General features: G+C 64.5%; 15 protein-coding genes and 1 pseudogene. 2 read left to right on the top strand and 14 right to left on the bottom strand.

The genetic code is table 11. The features are described from left to right. Window positions 1–108: 108 nt before the first annotated feature. From LB541_RS07645 to LB541_RS07635, 3 genes and pseudogenes are all read right to left on the bottom strand, one after another. Window positions 109–1,407: an NAD(P)/FAD-dependent oxidoreductase gene (locus LB541_RS07645; RefSeq protein ID WP_181172203.1), complete on the bottom strand. Its 1,299-nt coding sequence runs from the start codon at window positions 1,405–1,407 to the stop codon at window positions 109–111. Between the two features lie 2 nt (window positions 1,408–1,409). Continuing rightward, window positions 1,410–2,783, bottom strand: a complete 1,374-nt coding sequence (locus LB541_RS07640; RefSeq protein ID WP_224618182.1) for a glutamine synthetase family protein — start codon at window positions 2,781–2,783, stop codon at window positions 1,410–1,412. Window positions 2,784–2,788: 5 nt separating this feature from the next. Further along, window positions 2,789–3,206 (bottom strand): annotated as a pseudogene (locus tag LB541_RS07635) (glycosyltransferase); the annotation flags it as partial. A gap of 231 nt (window positions 3,207–3,437) precedes the next feature. Between LB541_RS07635 and LB541_RS07630 the strand changes: the two are divergent. Next, a complete protein-coding gene (locus LB541_RS07630; protein WP_224618124.1) occupies window positions 3,438–3,578 on the top strand; it encodes a hypothetical protein in 141 nt (46 codons plus the stop codon). 81 nt (window positions 3,579–3,659) lie between these two features. Here the strand turns inward: LB541_RS07630 and LB541_RS07625 are convergent, their stop codons facing one another. From LB541_RS07625 to LB541_RS07600, 6 genes are all read right to left on the bottom strand, one after another. Next, window positions 3,660–4,361 carry a hypothetical protein gene (locus LB541_RS07625; RefSeq protein ID WP_224618123.1) on the bottom strand — a complete coding sequence of 234 codons (702 nt, stop codon included), beginning with the start codon at window positions 4,359–4,361 and terminating at the stop codon, window positions 3,660–3,662. A 321-nt stretch (window positions 4,362–4,682) separates the two neighbouring features. Continuing rightward, entirely contained in the window at window positions 4,683–5,444 is a 762-nt protein-coding gene (locus tag LB541_RS07620) for an SDR family NAD(P)-dependent oxidoreductase (protein WP_224618122.1), read from the bottom strand. Between the two features lie 10 nt (window positions 5,445–5,454). Then, on the bottom strand, window positions 5,455–6,267 hold the full coding sequence (locus LB541_RS07615; protein ID WP_224618121.1) for an ABC transporter permease: 813 nt from the start codon (window positions 6,265–6,267) through the stop codon (window positions 5,455–5,457). Continuing rightward, a complete protein-coding gene (locus LB541_RS07610) occupies window positions 6,267–7,124 on the bottom strand; it encodes an ABC transporter permease (RefSeq protein WP_224618120.1) in 858 nt (285 codons plus the stop codon). Before LB541_RS07610 ends, LB541_RS07615 begins: the two co-directional genes overlap by 1 nt. Window positions 7,125–7,201: 77 nt before the next feature. Then, a complete protein-coding gene (locus LB541_RS07605; protein WP_140492580.1) occupies window positions 7,202–8,365 on the bottom strand; it encodes a PotD/PotF family extracellular solute-binding protein in 1,164 nt (387 codons plus the stop codon). Then, complete coding sequence (locus LB541_RS07600) at window positions 8,346–9,482, bottom strand: ABC transporter ATP-binding protein (protein ID WP_140513973.1); 1,137 nt, start codon at window positions 9,480–9,482, stop codon at window positions 8,346–8,348. Before LB541_RS07600 ends, LB541_RS07605 begins: the two co-directional genes overlap by 20 nt. 119 nt (window positions 9,483–9,601) lie before the next feature. Between LB541_RS07600 and LB541_RS07595 the strand changes: the two genes are divergently transcribed. After that, a complete protein-coding gene (locus tag LB541_RS07595; RefSeq protein WP_140524652.1) occupies window positions 9,602–10,408 on the top strand; it encodes a response regulator transcription factor in 807 nt (268 codons plus the stop codon). Window positions 10,409–10,435: 27 nt separating this feature from the next. On the opposite strand, the gene LB541_RS07590 is transcribed toward LB541_RS07595, so the two are convergent. The 5 genes from LB541_RS07590 to LB541_RS07570 all read right to left on the bottom strand — a co-directional run bounded on the left by LB541_RS07590 (window position 10,436) and on the right by LB541_RS07570 (window position 17,107). Next, entirely contained in the window at window positions 10,436–12,508 is a 2,073-nt protein-coding gene (locus tag LB541_RS07590; protein WP_224618119.1) for a 3-hydroxyacyl-CoA dehydrogenase NAD-binding domain-containing protein, read from the bottom strand. A gap of 145 nt (window positions 12,509–12,653) precedes the next feature. Beyond that, window positions 12,654–13,601, bottom strand: coding sequence for an ABC transporter permease (locus tag LB541_RS07585; protein ID WP_140554821.1), 948 nt, complete (start codon window positions 13,599–13,601; stop codon window positions 12,654–12,656). Window positions 13,602–13,604: 3 nt separating this feature from the next. Then, entirely contained in the window at window positions 13,605–14,579 is a 975-nt protein-coding gene (locus LB541_RS07580; protein ID WP_140559250.1) for an ABC transporter permease, read from the bottom strand. A gap of 1 nt (window position 14,580) precedes the next feature. After that, the gene (locus LB541_RS07575; protein ID WP_140650139.1) at window positions 14,581–16,044 is read right to left on the bottom strand and encodes a sugar ABC transporter ATP-binding protein; all 1,464 of its coding nucleotides are present in this window, start codon (window positions 16,042–16,044) and stop codon (window positions 14,581–14,583) included. A gap of 49 nt (window positions 16,045–16,093) precedes the next feature. Continuing rightward, window positions 16,094–17,107 carry an ABC transporter substrate-binding protein gene (locus LB541_RS07570; protein WP_140650141.1) on the bottom strand — a complete coding sequence of 338 codons (1,014 nt, stop codon included), beginning with the start codon at window positions 17,105–17,107 and terminating at the stop codon, window positions 16,094–16,096. Window positions 17,108–17,214: the final 107 nt, after the last annotated feature.

Raw genomic sequence — 17,214 nt, 5'->3', positions numbered from 1 at the left:
CATTTCGTCAAGCGCCTGCGCGAACTTAACCACCCAGCCACAGCTCTCCTGCCCTGCTGGCGAATCACGCTTGGATGCAGCGCCACGATCAGCCGGTTGGCCGCGAGCTCAATGCTTCATCCGATCCCTCATCGCATACCACAGCATTCCCAGCACATAGAGCGGCCCGCGCAGCGCCGTGCCTCCGGGGAAGGGCATCGGGGTCAGCGTCGAGAACAGGTCCAGCCGCGAGGCGTCGCCGGTGATGGCTTCGGCGAGCAGCTTGCCCGACAGCGTCGACAGGATGACGCCCTTGCCGGAATAGCCGTGCGCGTAATAGACCTCGCCATAGTGCCCGACATGCGGCAGTCGCGACGTCGTCACCGACACCAGCCCACCCCAGGCATGGTCGATCCGGCAGCCCTTGAGCTGCGGAAAGGTGCCTTCCATGTGCGGCCGCACGAAACCGGCAATATCGGCCGGCGGCGACGGCGTGTAGCGCTCGCCGCCGCCGAACAGCAGGCGACCGTCGGCCGACATGCGGTAATAGTTGACGACGAAGCGCGTGTCGGACACCGCGACATTGGCAGGAATGACGTTGCGGGAGCCCTCCAGCGGCTCGGTGGCGACGATGTAGTTGCCGACCGGCATGATGCGGCTGTTGACGCGCGGCTCCAGCCCATTGAGCAGCGCGTCGCCAGCCAGCACGACATGCTTTGCGCGCACCGATCCTTTTGACGTCGAGACCCGGATCGAAGGCTCGCGCTCAAGCCGCACGGCCACCGAATTCTCGTGGATGACGACGCCGGCCGCGCTTGCAGCGCGGGCAAGCCCGAGCGTGTAATTCAAGGGATGCATGTGGCCGCCGAGCGGCTCGTACATCGCGCCGTGATAGGGCGTGTCGACCTTGGCCCGGGCCTGCGCCGCCGACAGGATCTCGACGTCGCGGAATTTCATCACGCTCTCTAGGCATTTCGCCTCTTCCTCCAAATCCCTGAGATCGGAGCCGTTGACCGCGCCGACCAGATGGCCGGTCAGCCTGAGATCACAGTCGATCGTATGGCGCTCGATAATGTCGAGCACCAGGCTGCGCGCCTCGAAGGCGAGATCGAACAGCGCCTTTGCCCGTTCAGGCCCATAAAGCTTGACCAGGCCCTTGGCGCCCTTGCGCAGGCCGGGGATCATCTGGCCGCCATTGCGGCCCGAAGCGCCCCAGCCAATCTTGCCGCCTTCCAGCAGCACCACCTTCAAGCCGCGTTCGGCGGCGTGAAGAGCGGCCGACAGACCGGTGCAGCCGCCGCCGACGACCACCAGGTCGGCCTCGACATCGCCGATAAGTGCCGGATGGTCCGGCGCCGGATTGGCGGTGGCGACATAGTAGGACTTGCCGATGTCGAGACCGGAATTGAAACCCGTTGAAGATGCCATGATCACACCTTCAGCAGCAGGTGGTCGCGTTCCCAGCTCGTCACCACGCTCTGGAACAGGTCGAGCTCGACGCTTTTCACGCGCAGATAGGTCTGGAAGAAGTCCTCGCCGAGCAGTTTGCGCACCGGTTCACAGGCCTCGAAACGATCCAGCGCCTCCTCCATCGTTTTCGGCAGCGTGCTCTTGATCTTGTAGGCATTTCCGGATGCTTCCGCCGAGCGCGCCAGCTTCTGTTCGACGCCCAGATAGCCAGCCAGAAGCGAGCCGGCGATCGCCAGATACGGATTGCAATCGGCACCCGGCAGCCGGTTCTCCACCCGCCGCGCGGCGCGCCCGCCGGCCGGCACGCGCAGGCCGCAGGAGCGGTTGTCATGCGACCATTCGATGTTGGCCGGCGCGCTGTGGTTTGGTCTAACGCGTCGGAACGAATTCACGTTGGGCGCGAACAGCGGCATGATTTCGGGAATGTATTTTTGCAGGCCGCCGATGAAATAACCGAACATCGCGGTATCGGCATCATCGCTGCCGGCAAACAACGTGTTGCCGGCCTCGTCGATGACGGACATGTGCAGATGCATCGAGCTGCCGGCCTGTGCGGCAATCGGCTTGGCCATGAAGGTGGCGTGCATGCCGTCTTGCTGGGCGGCCTGGCGCGTCAGCCGTTTGAACAGCAGCACCTTGTCGGCCAGCGGCAGCGCGTCGCCATGCAGGAAGTTGATCTCCAACTGCCCCGGTCCCGATTCATGAATCAGCGTATCGAGCGGCAGTCCGGCGATCGCAGCATAGTCATAGATGCGCCGAACCACCGGTTCGTATTCCTCGAGCGCCGCCATGTCATAAGGATGCTGCACGGCCTCGGCGCGGCCATTGCCGCCGGTCGGCGCGGTCAGCGGCTTGTCGGGATCGGGATTGGGCGCGGTCAGGTAGAATTCGAGCTCCGGCGCCACTACCGCCCGCCAGCCGCGCTGCCGGTAGAGATCGAGCACGGCGCGCAGAACATGGCGCGGCGAGGCCATCCATGGCCGGCCGTCCATGTGGAAGGCGTCGGCGAAGACGTAGGCCTTGCCAGCGCCGGCGCCCGGCGCCAGGCAAAGCGTCGAGACATCGGGCACCATGCGCATGTCGGGGTCCGAATACGCAAAACCCTCGTCGATGGAACCGGAATAGCGGCCGTCTATGCTGACCAGGAAGGCGCTGCTCGGCAGATAAAGCGCACGGTCTTCCAGCGCTTTGAGGAATTTTGCCGTCGGCAGCGCCTTGCCGCGCAGCACGCCGTTCATGTCGGGCACCAGGCATTCGACCTCGTTGATGCCGTGCTGCGCCAACCATGCCTTGGGATCGCTGAAGGGCGCGGTATTCGTGTTCTTCTCAAGCATTTCGTTCAAGTCCGTATCAGAGAGAGTATGGCTTGCGCGGCCACGTTCTGGGTGTCAGCGCCATCTGGCTGCATTTCCCTTGAGGCGGGCGCGCATGGCGTCGTCGGCCAGCAGGCCGGGAATGGCTCTCTCCAATCCTCCTTCGGTCCAGCCGTCCCGGCCAATATGATCGCCGGTGCCGGTCTCTTCGGCGCGAGGTGCATTGTCGTGGCCGTCCCGGCAATAGGGCATGATCAGCGACGCCACACAGAAGCGCAGCGCCTCGCAAAAGCCGGTGTTGCCGCCGTGGTGGATGAACAAATCCAACTTCGCCACCGCCGAGGACTGCGGAAACCAGGCGCCGAGATAGACATTGTCGGGCACCGCTCGGTAAGCGTCGCGCAGGCCGCCGACATTGACGATGAAGCGCGCCGGCAGCTTGTCGGCAAAGACGCCGGAAAGGCCGGCATGGAAGATGAAGGCGGGGCCCCGCACGGCCCGCGCGATGCCGACGCAATTCAGCGCCGCGCCGAAGCCTGCTTCGGGGAACAGCGCGATGGTCGGGCTGGCTTTACGCGTCAATTATTTCCTCTTCATTCCGGCCGGCTGATCATGCCGAACGGCGCGGGAGCGCCGCGGCCGGCCGCTTGCGGTCGCAGTTTGCGAGAGCCGCAGATGGACGCGAAGCAGATCGGCAGTAACCTAATACTGCCGGCTTTCGAGCTGGTCGAGTATTTTCAGATATTCGCGCAACGATTGCCGCAGCCGAAGACGTTGGCGGCCGCGGCATCCATGCCAGCAGCCACCGCAGCTTGAGGTGATCGGACAAGACATCGGCCACGAAGCGGTTGGCCGCAAACACATGTGAGGCCGGATGCCCCGTCGTTCTTGGCGATGCTAGGGCGTCGGTTGCATTGCAGCGGCCGTCTCGTCGATCTTGCCGGCAAGGACGCCTTGGGCCCAAGCGGTGACCTCGGCGTCGACGGGCTTGTTGGCCATATCGGTCAACGCCGCGTCGAGCGTGGCCGGGTCGGTGCCGACCGCCACCGCGTCGACCACCTCCTGCTGGGCGGCGATCTGGTCCTGCAGAGCCGATATCTGTCCAGGCAGGGCCGCCTGCTCCTCGGGGGTCATGGCGGCGATCTGGTCCGGCGTCAGCGACGTCAGTGCGTCCAGCTGTGAATTCAAAGCGTCCAGCTGGATTTGTGCGACCTTGGCTTTTGCCGACTGCGTCACGAAGGCCTGAAGCGCAGCGAATTTCTTGCTCTTGGAATTCATATAGGCGTTGACGTTGCGCTGCAGCGAGTTCAGCCGGCCGAGCTTGGCGTGGAGGTTCTTTTCCTTGGGCAGGGACGAAACCTTTGTCTTCGTATCGACCGTGATCGTTGCGTCCCTTGTCGCCTTGGCTACCTGCCCGCGGGCCGACGAGGACTTGCCGTGCGCAGCGCCGCTGTTGCCGTGGGCGCCGCCATTGCCATTGCCATTGCCGCCGCTGTGACCACCGCCATGGCCTCCGCCGTGTCCATTGCCGGCCAGTGCCGGAGACGCCAGAAGCGCCAGTGCGGCTAGCGCCGCCAACACAGTTTTCCGGTTTGTCATGTCAGTCTCCTGGGGAAACGCCCTGCGCCCGCTGCTATCGTAAGTTCGTATGAGAAGCCGCTAATTATGCGCAGTAAACTTTAGACAAAGACTGTCTCAATAAGAGAGCTGGGCAACCTGTCGGCACAGTAACTGGTTGACATTAAAAGGAAATCTATGTCTTTGAACGGCTGCGGTACTGAAGTCCCATGCCGGTCGGACCATGGTCCGAACTGCCGGTCAGAGTTGATTTCGGCGCTGCCGGCCGGCGACGCGGCTCTGGCCCAGAACGCGCAGGCGACGGCGCTTTTCACCAATCGGCCGAAGGCCCAGACGGCTGATTCAGCCGATGCTTTCGCCACCGTCGATCACCAACGCCTGGCCGGTCATGAAGGATGACCGATCGGACACGAGGAAGAGGATCGCCTCGGCGATCTCCTCGGCGCTGGCCCAGCGGCCCATCGGGATCTTGGTGCGGACATAGGCTTCGATTGCCTCGCGTCCGCCCATCTGGGCGATGAACGGTCCATTGAACGGCGTGTCGACCCAGCCGGGGCAGAGCGCGTTGACGCGCACATTGTGGCGGGCATAGTCGAGCGACATCTGCCTGGTCATCGCCACCACGGCATGTTTCGAGGTCGCATAGGCGATCATCTCGCGGTCGTAGAACACGCCCGAATTGGAGGCCGTGTTCAGGATGACGCCGCCGCCCTGTGCGACCATCGATGGCATGACGATCCTTGCCGCCAGGAACTGCGCCCGCACATTGACCCGCCAGGAAGCGTCCATGCCGCCGGTCTCGACCTCGGTCAGCGTGCCGCCGACCTGGATGCCGGCGTGATTGTGCAGGATGTCGATGCGCCCATGCCGGTCGAGTGTACCGGCAAGGAGCTGCTCGACCGCATTGTCGTCCGAGACGTCGGTGGCGACCGCCTCCGACCGGCCGCCCGCGGCGCGTATATCTGAAGCCGTCGCCTCGCCGCTGGTCCGATCCCTGTCCGCGATGACGACCACCGCGCCTTCCCTGGCCATGAGCATGGCGCCGGCGCGCCCGATGCCGGAACCGGCGCCTGTCACCACGGCGATGCGGTCTTCGAGGATCATGATGCGACCTTCAGTTTGACGGCTTGCGCTGGCGCAGCTGCCATTGGGCAAGCACCACAAGCAGGACGGACGCGACGAGCACGATCGTCGCGATGGCATTGATCTCCGGCGTCACCCCGCGCCGGATCGACGCAAAGACATAGATCGGCAGCGTCGTCTGCGCACCGGCGACGAAAAAGGCGACGATGAAATCGTCGAAGGAGAAGGTGAAGGCGAGCAGGAAGCCGGCGACCACCGCCGGCAAGATCTGCGGCAGGACGATGGAACGGAACGTCGTCAGCGGCGTGGCATAGAGATCGCTCGAGGCCTCGACCAGATTGCGGTCGAGGCTGCCGAGGCGCGTGCCGACGATCATCGTCACCAGCGCCATCGAAAACAGGCCGTGCGCGGCGATGATCGAACCATAGCCGAGCGACAGGCGCGGCGGCTGATCGTCCGGCCAGATCGAGGCGAGGAACGGATTGACGACGGCAAACAGCTGGACGAGCGCGACCAGTGTCGAAATGCCGATGACGACGCCGGGAACGACGATTGCGGCTCCAAGCAAGGCGTCGAAGACAGCGCGGGTCCGCACCCCGACGCGTGCCAGGCCGAGCGCGGCCGCCGTGCCGGACACCGCCGCCAGCAAGGCGCTGGTGGTGGCGATGAACAGGCTGTTCTTCAGCGCCTCGACCAGGAATGGGTTCGCCAGCGCCTTGCCGTACCATTGCACCGAAAAACCGGTGAACTCGCTGGCGTGGTGACCGGCGTTGAAGGAAAACAGCACGACCAGCGCGATCGGCATGTAGAGGAAGGCGAAAACGGCGATGACGAACGCGCGCATCAGATCAGATCCACCCGGCGAGCGCCCGAGACGCGGGTCGAGATGCGGTTGGCGGCAATCAGCACCACCACCGAAACCAGCACCAGCGTGATCGCGATGGCCGATCCGAACGGCCAGTTGCGCGACTGCAGGAACAGGTCGACCAGCGCATTGCCGATGAAGAACACCTTGCCACCGCCAAGCAGCGTCGGGATCAGGTATTCGCCGAGCAGCAGGATCATCACCAGCGAGAAGCCGGTCATCACGCCGGGCAGCGACAGTTTCAAGGTCACGCCCAGGAAAGTGGAGAGCGGCGTCGCGCCGAGATCGGCGGAGGCCTCCAGCAGGCCGCGATCGAGCCGCTCGAGGCTGACATAGATCGGCAGGATCATCAGCGGCAGATAGCCGTAGACGATGCCGAGCAGGACGGCGCCCGGCGTGTTGATCAGCCTGACGTCCTCGATGCCGGCAAGCGCGAGCAGCGCCGGGATGCCGCGTCCGCCCAGAATGTACATCCAGGCATAGGTCCGCATCAGCAGACTGGTCCAGAACGGAATGACGACCAGCGCGAGCAGGATCAGCCGCCAGCGCTGCGGCGCCCGCAGGGCGAGGTAATAGGCGACGGGATAGGCGACGAGCAGACAGGCGAGCGCGCCCACCGGAGCCAGCACCATCGTGTTCCAGAACGCGGTCGCCCGCGCCGGAAGATTGGCATATTGCGCCAGCGTGAAGGCCGCCTGATAGCCGCCCTCCGGCGCCCGCTCGCCGACGCTGAAGACGGCGATGGCCATGAACGGCAGCACCAGGAACACGACGAGCCAGGCGGCCGCCGGCCCGAGCAGCATGGCCGTCAGCAGATTTTTGCGAATGCCGCGCATCGAAGGATTGCCCTGGTGCCGGCGGGTCTGGGCCCGCCGGTCAAGTTGTCTCGAATGGGATTTGTTGCCCGCCTGGCTCAAGCCGACTTGAAGCGCGCCATCAGCTCGGCGCGGCCCGGATCGGTCAGCGTTGCCGCCGCGCCGAATTCCAGCGGCGTCAACAGGTCGGCCGCCGGATAGAGGATCGGATTGTCCAGCACCTCCTTCGGCAGCAGCTTGTTGACGCGGGCGTCGGTGGAAGGCGCGCCGTTGGCGAGGTGCTCCTTGACCGCGACCTGCGGGTTCATCAGATAGTTGAGCAGGGCGTAGCCGGCCGGCTTGTTCGGCGCGTCCTTCGGGATGGCGTAGAAGTCGGTCCAGATCTCGCCGCCTTCCTTGCCCAGCACATAGGCGATCTCCGGAATGTCGCGATGGAGCTGCGCACCGTCATTGGTCCAGCACATGGTCATCCAGGCATCGCCCGCGCGCATGCCCGGCTGGTAGTCGGAAGACACCGCGAACAGATGCGGCTTGACCTTGAGCAGCAATTCCTCGGCCTTGGCGAGTTCGTCCTGCTTCAGCGAGTTGAAGGAGTAGCCGTAATATTTCAGCGCATTGCCGATGGTGGTCAGCTGATAGTCGTGCACCATAGTGCGGCCGTCGCCCTCGGTCATGGCGGTGTCCCAGAATTCCTTCCAGCTCGTCATCGGCTTGGTCAGCTTCTTGGTGTTGACGGCAAATCCTGTCGTGCCCCAATTCTTCGGCACGGCGTAGATCGTGCCGTCGATCGTGCCTTCCGAGGTGAAGCGCGGGTCTTCCTGCGTGCCGTCGAAATTCGGCAGCTTAGCCATGTCCAACGGCTCGATGATGCCGAGCTTCTTGTAGGTCGAGATGGTGTAATTGGTCGGCACGAACAGGCTCCAGCCCGACGCCCCGGCCTGCAATTTGGCCAGCATCTCCTCATTCGAGCCGAACACGTTGACCTCGACGGCCACGCCTGTGTCCTTCTTGAAATTCTCGAAGGTCTGCGGGTCGTGATAGTTGGGCCAGGTGGCAATCGACATGCGGTCGCCGAGGTTCTCGGCGGCAAAGGCCGGCGTCGGCATGATGCCGATCTCGCGCGCCATCACCGCCGTCGCGATGCCGAGGCCGGTGAGGCCAAGGAAGTCGCGGCGGCCGATCGAGCCGCGCTTGAGGCGCATTAGCTGGTCGACGAAATTCTCGGGGCTTATCGGCAGTCCGTCACGATATGATTTCGACATGTTTTTCTACCCTCTGGTTGGTCCCGTTGTTCTTTGGATCCGCGAACGCCAACGGCGTTCCGGCGGCAAAGCCGATGGCGACGGGTTCACCCGGCTTGAAGAGATTGCCCTGGCCGATCATGTGGTCGGCCTTGGCCAGCAGCGTTCCGATGCCCTGGACCTCGACTGCGTATTCCGCCGTGGAGCCCAGAAAGATCCGGTTGCGGACGATGCCCTTGAGCGGGCCGCTAGTCGGGCCACCGAGACTGAGCGATTCAGGACGCAGGCTGACCGAAACGGTTTCGCCCTGCCGCAAATCCACCCGCTTGCGCGCCGCGATGACGGTGCCATCGGCCAGCTTCACATCCACCAGATCGCCCGAATGCCCTGCGACGGCGCCGCTCAAGAGATTGGTCTTGCCGACGAAATCGGCGACGAACAGGTCGGCCGGTTCGTCATAAATCTCGCTCGGCTGCCCAAGCTGAACGATGCGGCCGCCATTCATGACGCAGACGAAATCGCTCATCGACAGCGCTTCCTCCTGGTCGTGGGTGACCAGCACGAAGGTGATGCCGATCTCGCGTTGCAGGTTCTGCAATTCGATCTGCATGTCGGTGCGCAGCTTCTTGTCGAGCGCCGCCAGCGGCTCGTCGAGCAGCAGCACCGCCGGTTTGTTGACCAGCGCGCGGGCGAGAGCGACACGCTGCTGCTGGCCGCCGGACAGTTCGTGGACCTTGCGGCCGCCATAACCGGCGAGCCGCACCATTTCCAGCGCTTTGCCTGCCCGCAGGCCGATCTCGCGCGACGACAGCCGCGGTCGTGCCTGGCGCAACCCGTAGGCGACATTGTCGTTCACGTCCAAATGCGGGAACAGTGCATATTGCTGGAACACCATGTTGACAGGCCGCCTGTAGGGCGGCGTGTCGGCCATGTCCTGGCCGCGGATGAGCACCTTGCCCTCGCTCGGCTGTTCGAAGCCGCCGATCATGCGCAGGCAGGTCGTCTTGCCGCAGCCGGATGGTCCGAGCAGGGCGACGAAGGCGGAGGGCGGCACGGCCAGATCGATGCCGCTGACCGCGGTCACCGCGCCATAGCGCTTGGTGACGCCGCGAAACTCGATGTCGGGCACTGCGGTCAAGGCTGCGGGCTCCAGCGACAGGACGATGCGATTTCGGGACGCTACCAGAGCCAATGGCAGCTAGTATATACCTCGCAGGTGGTATATCTGACCTATTTTCTTGTTTAAGGGGGTATTGGATGTCCCGCAGCGACGACTACAGCCAGCTCGCCGCGCTGGTCGCGGCGACGCGGGAGACGAGCGGCGACGTCTTCGGCAAGGCGATGGTCGCTTGGCTGCGGCAGCATGTCGGCTTCGACCACTGCGTGGTCTTCGGCTATCGCGGCGCTGCACGCCCGCCGCTGCTGTTCGAGACCTTCTCGTCGGCCGAGAGCCATGTCTTCGTTGCGCTTTACCAGGAAGGCCCATACCTGCTGGATCCGTTCCACCATGCGGCGGTCGAGCGCAAGGAAGGGTTCTGGCGCATGCGCGAGCTGGCGCCCGACCGCTTCTACGCCAGCGAATATTTTCGCTCCTACTACAGCCAGACCAGGCTGGCCGAGGAGGTCGGCTTCTTCGTTCCGCTGCCGGGCAAGGATGCGCTGGTGCTGTCGCTGATGCGGCTGCGCGCTTCAGGTCCGTTCGGGACCGCCGACGCCAGACTGCTGCGCGACATGGCGCCGGCGGTGGTCGCCTTCGCCCGATTGCGCTGGCCCGCCCTTCCCGCCGACGAGCCGGCCGAGGCCAGGCAAGACGATGCATTGGCGGCGGTCAACGAGTTCGATCGCGCCCATATCTGGAAGAGCCTGTCCCTGACGCCGCGCGAAAAGCATGTCGTCGATCTAGTGCTGCAAGGGCATTCCACCGAATCAATCGCCCGGGCCATGCGCATCGTGCCGGGGACGGTGAAGGTCCATCGCCGCAACATCTATCGCAAGCTCAAGATCAAATCGCAGGCCGGCCTTTTTGCCCGCTTTGTCGAAATCATCGACGCGCGGATAAGATAATTCCGACGGCCTTCAACCGCCTTTCGATCAAGGTCTTGCGCCAGCCTCCCAGGAGCCGGTCTCGGCCATCCGTTTCAGCAGCCGCGCCGGCTTGAAAACATCCTTGCCCGTCCGCTGGTGCCAATATTCGAGCCGCTCGACGATCCTGGGCGCGCCTTCGAGGCCGGCCCAGAACATCGGACCGCCCTTGCCGATGGGAAAGCCATAGCCGTTGACCCAGATGACATCGATGTCGGAGGCGCGGGCGGCTATCCCTTCTTCCAGAATCTTGGCCCCCTCGTTGACCATGGGATAGAGCGTGCGCTCGATGATTTCTTCCGCGCTGATTTCGCGCGACGCGATGCCCTTCTCGGCTGCCTTACCGCGGATCAGCGCATCGATCTGCGGGTCCGGGACCGGCATACGTGACCCGTTCTCGTAAAGATAATAACCTCGACCGGTTTTCTGGCCGAAACGCCCCTGTTCGCACAACGTGTCGGCGATCACGGCCGTCTGGCCTCGCGCCTTGCGGTTGCGCCAGCTAATGTCGAGGCCGGCGAGATCGCTCATCTGGAAGGGCCCCATCGGCCAGCCGAAATCGGTGAAGGCCTTGTCGATCTGGCTGGGCGTCGCGCCTTCCAGCAGCAAGGCTTCCGATTCGGAGCCGCGCGCGGCCAGCATGCGGTTGCCGACGAAGCCGTGGCAGACGCCGACGACGACGGCCACCTTGCCGATCCGCCGCGCCAAGTCGACTACGGTTGCCAGCGCGTCGGGCGCGGTCTTGTCGGCGCGCACGATCTCCAACAGCTTCATGACGTTGGCCGGCGAGAAGAAGTGCAGGCCGAGCACGTCCTGCGGGCGCGAGATCGAGGCGGCGATTTCGTCGATATCGAGATAAGAGGTGTTGGTGGCAAGGATGGCGCCCGGCTTGGCCGCGGCGTCGAGCTTGCCGAACACCTCCTTCTTGACCGCCATGTCCTCGAACACCGCCTCGATGATCAGGTCACAATCGGCGAGGTCGGAATAGTCGGTGGAGCCCTTGAATTGAGCGAGGCGTTGGCGCCTGGCATCTTCGGTCAAGGAGCCGCGCGAAACGGAGGCGGCATAATTCTTGTCGATCATGCCGAGCCCGCGCTGCAAGGCTTCCTCGCTGGTCTCCAATAAGGTGACTGGAAAACCGCCATTGGCGAAGGCCATGGCGATGCCGCCGCCCATCGTGCCGGCGCCGATGACGCCGACGCGGGCGATCCTGCGCCGGACAAGGTCCTTGCCCGGGATCTTTGCGGCTTCACGCTCGGCGAAGAACAGATGCCGCTGCGCCCGCGACTGATCGCCGGCAACCAGCTTCATGAACAGCGCGCGTTCGGCAGCCAGAGCTTCCTCGAACGACATCGTGACGGTGTTGCGCACCGCTTGCGCGCAAGCGATCGGTGCGTCGAGGCCGCGCGCCTTCCTGGCGAGATCCGCCGCCTCGGCATCGAAAGCGGCCAGCTCGGTTTTCTTGATCTCGTCATCGCGGTCGCGCACCGGCGTGAACGGCCCGCCCTTGCGAGCGATCTCCCTGGCGAAGTTCACGGCATGCGTGGTCACGTTACTCTCGAAGACAGCATCGACCAGTCCGGCTTCATGCGCCTCATCAGCACCGACCAGCGCACCGGAAACGATCATCCTGAGCGCTTTGATCGCGCCGACGAGGCGCGGCAGCCGCACCGTGCCGCCGCCGCCTGGCAGCAGTCCAAGCTTCACCTCGGGCAGGCCGAGCCTGGCGTCGGCATCGGCAACGCGGAAGTGACAGCCGAGCGCCAGCTCCAGCCCGCCGCCCAGCGCGGTGCCGTGGATGGCGGCGACCGTAGGTTTGGCGATGGTTTCCAGCGTCCCAATGATGGCACGCAGCTCGGGCTGCTGCACGGGCTTGCCGAATTCGGTGATGTCGGCGCCGGCGACGAAGGTCCGGCCCGCGCATGCGACGACGATGACCGCGACGGATGCGTCGTCACGCAAGGCAACCAGCGCCTGCATCAGTGGTTCGCGGACATGAAAGCTCAGCGCGTTGACCGGCGGGTTGTTGATGGTGATGATGGCGACGTCGTTGTCCCTGGCGACGCTGACAAAATTGGACAAGCTGAACCTCCCGAGACCGGCTGCGATCGGGAGGGTTTACTAGGCCGCGCCGCGAATGGGAACCGTGTGTCGCACTGGCACAAGACTTGTCAGGACAGGCTGTAGGGCGGCACGCTGGCGAGTTGCGGTTGAAGTGAGGCGAATATCACCGCACCGCCTTCTCCCCGCCGGCCGCCGTGATCACGCCGACGATGATCAGCCCGGTCAAGAGCAGGCGCACGCCGGCGCTGACGCCGAATGTGTTGAGCATGGTCAAAAGCAGCACCAGGAACAGTGCTGCGCCCCAAACGCCGGGGACATTGGCCTTGCCGCCGGCCACCGAGGTGCCGCCGATGACCACCACGGCGATCGAAGCCAGCAAATACTCGTTGCCGATATCGACATTGGCGCCGCGGAAATAACCGGCGAGCAGCGCGCCGTCGATGCCGCCGAGCGCGCCCGACAGCGTGTAGGTGAGGAAACGGACGCGGCCGACATTGACGCCGGCGAGCCAGGCGGCGCGGATGTTCTGGCCTATCGCCAGCACCGAGCGACCATAGATCATGCGCTGCAAGGCGATGGCTGCACCGATGGTAAACAGCACGGTGAGAACCGCCAGCACCGGAATGCCAAGAACCTGCCGGTTGGCGAAATCGGCAAAGCCCGGCGGCGGCTTGATCTGCAATCCGCGCCCATAGCTGATGTCGACCGACTGGATGATGAAGCTCGCCGACAAAGTGGCGATGATCGGCGGTATTCGCAGCGCCCAGATCAGCAGATAGTTGACGGCACCGATCGCGGCACCACAGGCAAGCGCGGCCAGCAGCCCGACCACGATCATGGCATCGCTGCCGCCCATCACCTTCATGGCCACCGCGCTGGCGAGCCCGATATTGGCCGGTAGCGACAGGTCGACATTGCCCGGCCCAAGCGTGATGACGAACATCTGGCCGACGCCGACGATGACGGTGAACACCGCGAGCGAAAGGGCAGCGGTTACCATGCCGCCGGCGCCATAGCCGCCGGTGAAGGCGATCGTCGCCAGCCACACCACAAGCGCGCCGACGAACGACCAGATCCAGGGTTTGGCAGCCAGCGATCTAACCAGCGTCATCGCTCACCTCTCCTTGCGGCTGATCAGCACTCGCGCCGCCAGCACGATGATCAGGATGGCGCCATTGGCCGCCACCTGCCAGTCGGGCGGGATGTGCATGAAGGTGAGCAGCGGCGATGCCGCCAGCGCCAAGGTCAGCGCGCCGATTACCGCGCCGATCGGCGACACGCGTCCGCCGACGAATTCGCCGCCGCCGAGGATGACGCCGGCGATCGAAAGCAGCGTGTAGCCATTGCCGATATTGGCATCGGCCGAAGTGGTGATGCCGATCAGCGCCATGCCGGACAGCACGCCGAACAGACCCGTCAGCGCGAACAACACGACCTTGGTCTTGAGCAGCGACCAGCCGGCACGTTTGAGCGCAGCCGGGTTGCCGCCCGAGCCGCGCAGGATCACGCCATAGGAGGTGCGCATCAGGCCGAAATGGACAATGAGGCCGATCAGCAGCGCCGCGATGATCGGGAAGGGCACAAAGGGCGGCTTGAACGCCATGATCGCCAGCAGCCAGTCCGGCGCCTTGCCGCCGGGCTTGGGCAGGACGAGAATGGCCAGCCCCTGCCAGACGAAACTCATGCCCAGCGTCACTACGATCGATGGCAAATTGCGCAGGTGGATCAGCGCGCCGAGCAGCGCATAGACGCCGATCGATCCGAGCAGGACGAGGACGCCGATGAGCGGTGCGTCCTTCAACCAGGTCGCGGTTACGCAGCCGACGAAACCGACAAAGGTGCCGATCGACAGGTCGAGCTCGTTGCCCGATATGACGAACATCTGCGCAATCGTCGCCAGCGCGATCGGGATCGCCAGGTTGAGCATCAGGCCGAAGCCGAAATAGCTGATGGCGCGCGGATTGAGCCAGGCGATGGCGAGCAGCACCAGCACCAGCGACAGCGCCGGCAGCAGCCCGCGCAGCAGGCGGGCGCGTGCCGCTCCGCTCCCAAAGGTCTTCGAACCGTTTTGAACAGAGACGGCCGTCATCTCAGGCCGCGTCGCCGAAGGAGGACTGGATGATCTTTTCTTCCGTCAGCTCGTCGCGCGTCAGATTGGCGACGATGCGGCCGTTCTTGAAGACATAGACATGGTCGCAATTGTCGAGTTCTTCCGTTTCCGTGGTGTACCAGAGGAAGGTGCGACCTTTGCCGGCCTCCTCGCGCACGAGATCGTAAACCTCGAGCTTGGTGCCGATGTCGACGCCGCGCATCGGGTCGTCCATGAGCACGATCCCGGCATCGGAGCCGAGAGCCCGGGCGAACAAGGCCTTCTGCTGGTTGCCGCCCGACAGCGAAAAGATGTTGTTGTTCATATCCGGCGTGCGGATGCCGATCTTCTTTTGCCAGAACCCGGCCAGTTCGGCCTCGCGCCGAGGCGAGATCAACAGCCCGTTGCGCAGCCGAGCCAGCGAGCGGATGCCGATATTTTCAGCGATCGACCACTGCGGGAAGATGCCGTCCGCCTGGCGGTCGCCGGCCACAAGCGCCACCGGTGCGGTGACCTCGACGCCGGCCTTGGCGCGCGATGCCGCGGCGAAGATCGCCAGCAGCAGGTCGGTCTGGCCATGGCCGGCCAGGCCGGCGAGTCCGATGATCTCGCCGGCGCGGGCCACCAGCTCCTTGCCGTCCTGCTGCCGCGCCGGCCGTGCGCGCACGCGCAACGGGCCGGCCTCGGCTTTCCGGATTTCGGTGGCGGTCCTCCGATGTCCTTCGGCGCCGCCCATGGTGGCGACCAGCCTATCGCGGTCGAAAGCGTTGGCCGCGTCGGCGGCGACAACCTTGCCGTCGCGCATCACGACGATGCGATCGGCGTTCTGCAGCACTTCGCCCAGCACATGCGAGATGAGAATGCAGCTGCCGCCCGACGCGACGAAGCGGCGCACGAAGGCAAGCAGCTGACCCGCCGTGTGCGCGTCGAGCGAGGACGTCGGCTCGTCGAGGATAACCAGGTGCAGCGGCTCGCGGGTCAGCGTGAACGCGCGCGCCACCTCCACCATCTGTCGCCGTCCGATTGAAAGGTCACCGGCGATGTCGGCCGCCGAAATGCCATGGTCGGGAAAGATTTCGTCCAGCTTGGCCGTGATCAGCTCGGCCGCCTTGCGCCGCCAGCCGAAGCCGGTGAGCGAGGCGTGGTTGATGCGCGTGTTCTCGGCGACGCTGAGATTGGGGCACAGCGACAATTCCTGGAACACGCAGCGTATGCCGAGCTGCTGTGCCCGCGACACCGAGTAGTTCTCCTCGGCCTCACCATGCACGCCGATCGTTCCGCTGTCGGGTGTCAGCGTGCCCGCCACCATGTGCATGAGCGTCGATTTGCCGGCGCCGTTGTGGCCGACGAGGCCGACGCACTCGCCGGGCCCGACAGTGAAGTCGACGCCGCCAAGCGCGCGAACGGCGCCGAAATGCTTTTCGGCGCCGTTCAGTCGAATGATGTCCGCGGTCCCCTCTGGCATGCTCAACGATATCCGGTCGGCGATGCGCACGGCAACGCGTGTGCGACATTCACTTGATATTGGCTTTGATGGCCGCGATGGCATCTTCCTGTGTGTATTCGTGCGTGGCGACCCCGCCCTCCTTGATCTTCGGCAGAGCGGCCTCGAAATCATCCTGGGTGAAGGCGAGATACGGCACCAGCAGGTCGTGGGGAATGTCCTTGCGGCCATCGAGCACTTGCTGCGCCACCCAGAAGGCCAGCGTCGACACACCGGGCGCGATGGAGGCCGACCAGGTCTGGTAGCCGTCCTTCTCCTTCTGCTCCTTCCACCATTTCAGCTCGTCCTGGCGGTTGCCCATGATGATGGTCGGGCGCGGCTTGCCGGCGGCGGCGAAGGCTTGCGCGGCGCCATAGCCGTCACCGCCCTGGTCGACGATGCCGACGATGTCGGGCAGTGACGGCAGAATAGTCGCGACCGCCTTCTGCGCCGTGGTCTGGTCCCAGTCGCCGGTCACCGAGCCGACGATCTTGAATTCGGGGTGAGCGGCGACGCCCTCGAGGATGCCGGCATGGATGGCGTCGTCGATCGACGTGCCCGCGAGGCCACGGATTTCAAGCAGGTTGCCGCCCTTGGGCTGGAACTTGGCCATCTGCTCGACTTCCTGCTTGCCCATGTCCTTGAAGTCGACCACGACGCGGTAGGCGCAAGGCTCGGTGACGGTGCCGTCGAAGGAGACGACGACGATGCCGGCATCGCAGGCCTGCTTGATGGCGCCGTTCAGCGCATCCGGCGAGGCGGCGTTGATGACGATGGCGTCATAGCCCTGCAGGATCAGGTTCTGCACCTGGGCGGCCTGCGTCGGCACTTCCTTGTCGGCGGTGGTGAAAACATCGGCCGCTGCGACGATCTTGTCGTCGACCGCTTTCTTGGTGACGATGCCGTAGCTGTCGAGCATAGCCTGCCGCCACGAATTGCCGGCGTAATTGTTGGAGAAAGCGATTTTCTTGCCGCTGGTGTCGGCAAATGCCGTACCGGCTGCGAGCACCGCTGCAAGGGTGCCCAGAACGAACAATTTCTTCATGTCATACTCCTCCCGAGAGTTGCTGGTCTTGATGGCTGTTGGTGACTATCGCGCTTGCGTACCTGTTTTTTATCTATTGTCAGACAAAAGTGCAGAAGGCCGGCGAG

The organism is Mesorhizobium sp. BR1-1-15, from assembly GCF_020165475.1.
Lineage (GTDB): Bacteria > Pseudomonadota > Alphaproteobacteria > Rhizobiales > Rhizobiaceae > Mesorhizobium.
Note: the sequence above shows the minus strand (reverse complement) of the source record. Positions and strands in the feature narration are given on the sequence as shown.

Bases quoted from the DNA above. Each gene is read 5' to 3' on its own strand.
- LB541_RS07645 (WP_181172203.1), bottom strand. From the start codon at position 1,407: ATGGCATCTTCAACGGGTTTCAATTCCGGTCTCGACATCGGCAAGTCC.
- LB541_RS07640 (WP_224618182.1), bottom strand. From the start codon at position 2,783: ATGCTTGAGAAGAACACGAATACCGCGCCCTTCAGCGATCCCAAGGCA.
- LB541_RS07630 (WP_224618124.1), top strand. From the start codon at position 3,438: ATGGACGCGAAGCAGATCGGCAGTAACCTAATACTGCCGGCTTTCGAG.
- LB541_RS07625 (WP_224618123.1), bottom strand. From the start codon at position 4,361: ATGACAAACCGGAAAACTGTGTTGGCGGCGCTAGCCGCACTGGCGCTT.
- LB541_RS07620 (WP_224618122.1), bottom strand. From the start codon at position 5,444: ATGATCCTCGAAGACCGCATCGCCGTGGTGACAGGCGCCGGTTCCGGC.
- LB541_RS07615 (WP_224618121.1), bottom strand. From the start codon at position 6,267: ATGCGCGCGTTCGTCATCGCCGTTTTCGCCTTCCTCTACATGCCGATC.
- LB541_RS07610 (WP_224618120.1), bottom strand. From the start codon at position 7,124: ATGCGCGGCATTCGCAAAAATCTGCTGACGGCCATGCTGCTCGGGCCG.
- LB541_RS07605 (WP_140492580.1), bottom strand. From the start codon at position 8,365: ATGTCGAAATCATATCGTGACGGACTGCCGATAAGCCCCGAGAATTTC.
- LB541_RS07595 (WP_140524652.1), top strand. From the start codon at position 9,602: ATGTCCCGCAGCGACGACTACAGCCAGCTCGCCGCGCTGGTCGCGGCG.
- LB541_RS07585 (WP_140554821.1), bottom strand. From the start codon at position 13,601: ATGACGCTGGTTAGATCGCTGGCTGCCAAACCCTGGATCTGGTCGTTC.
- LB541_RS07580 (WP_140559250.1), bottom strand. From the start codon at position 14,579: ATGACGGCCGTCTCTGTTCAAAACGGTTCGAAGACCTTTGGGAGCGGA.
- LB541_RS07575 (WP_140650139.1), bottom strand. From the start codon at position 16,044: ATGCCAGAGGGGACCGCGGACATCATTCGACTGAACGGCGCCGAAAAG.
- LB541_RS07570 (WP_140650141.1), bottom strand. From the start codon at position 17,107: ATGAAGAAATTGTTCGTTCTGGGCACCCTTGCAGCGGTGCTCGCAGCC.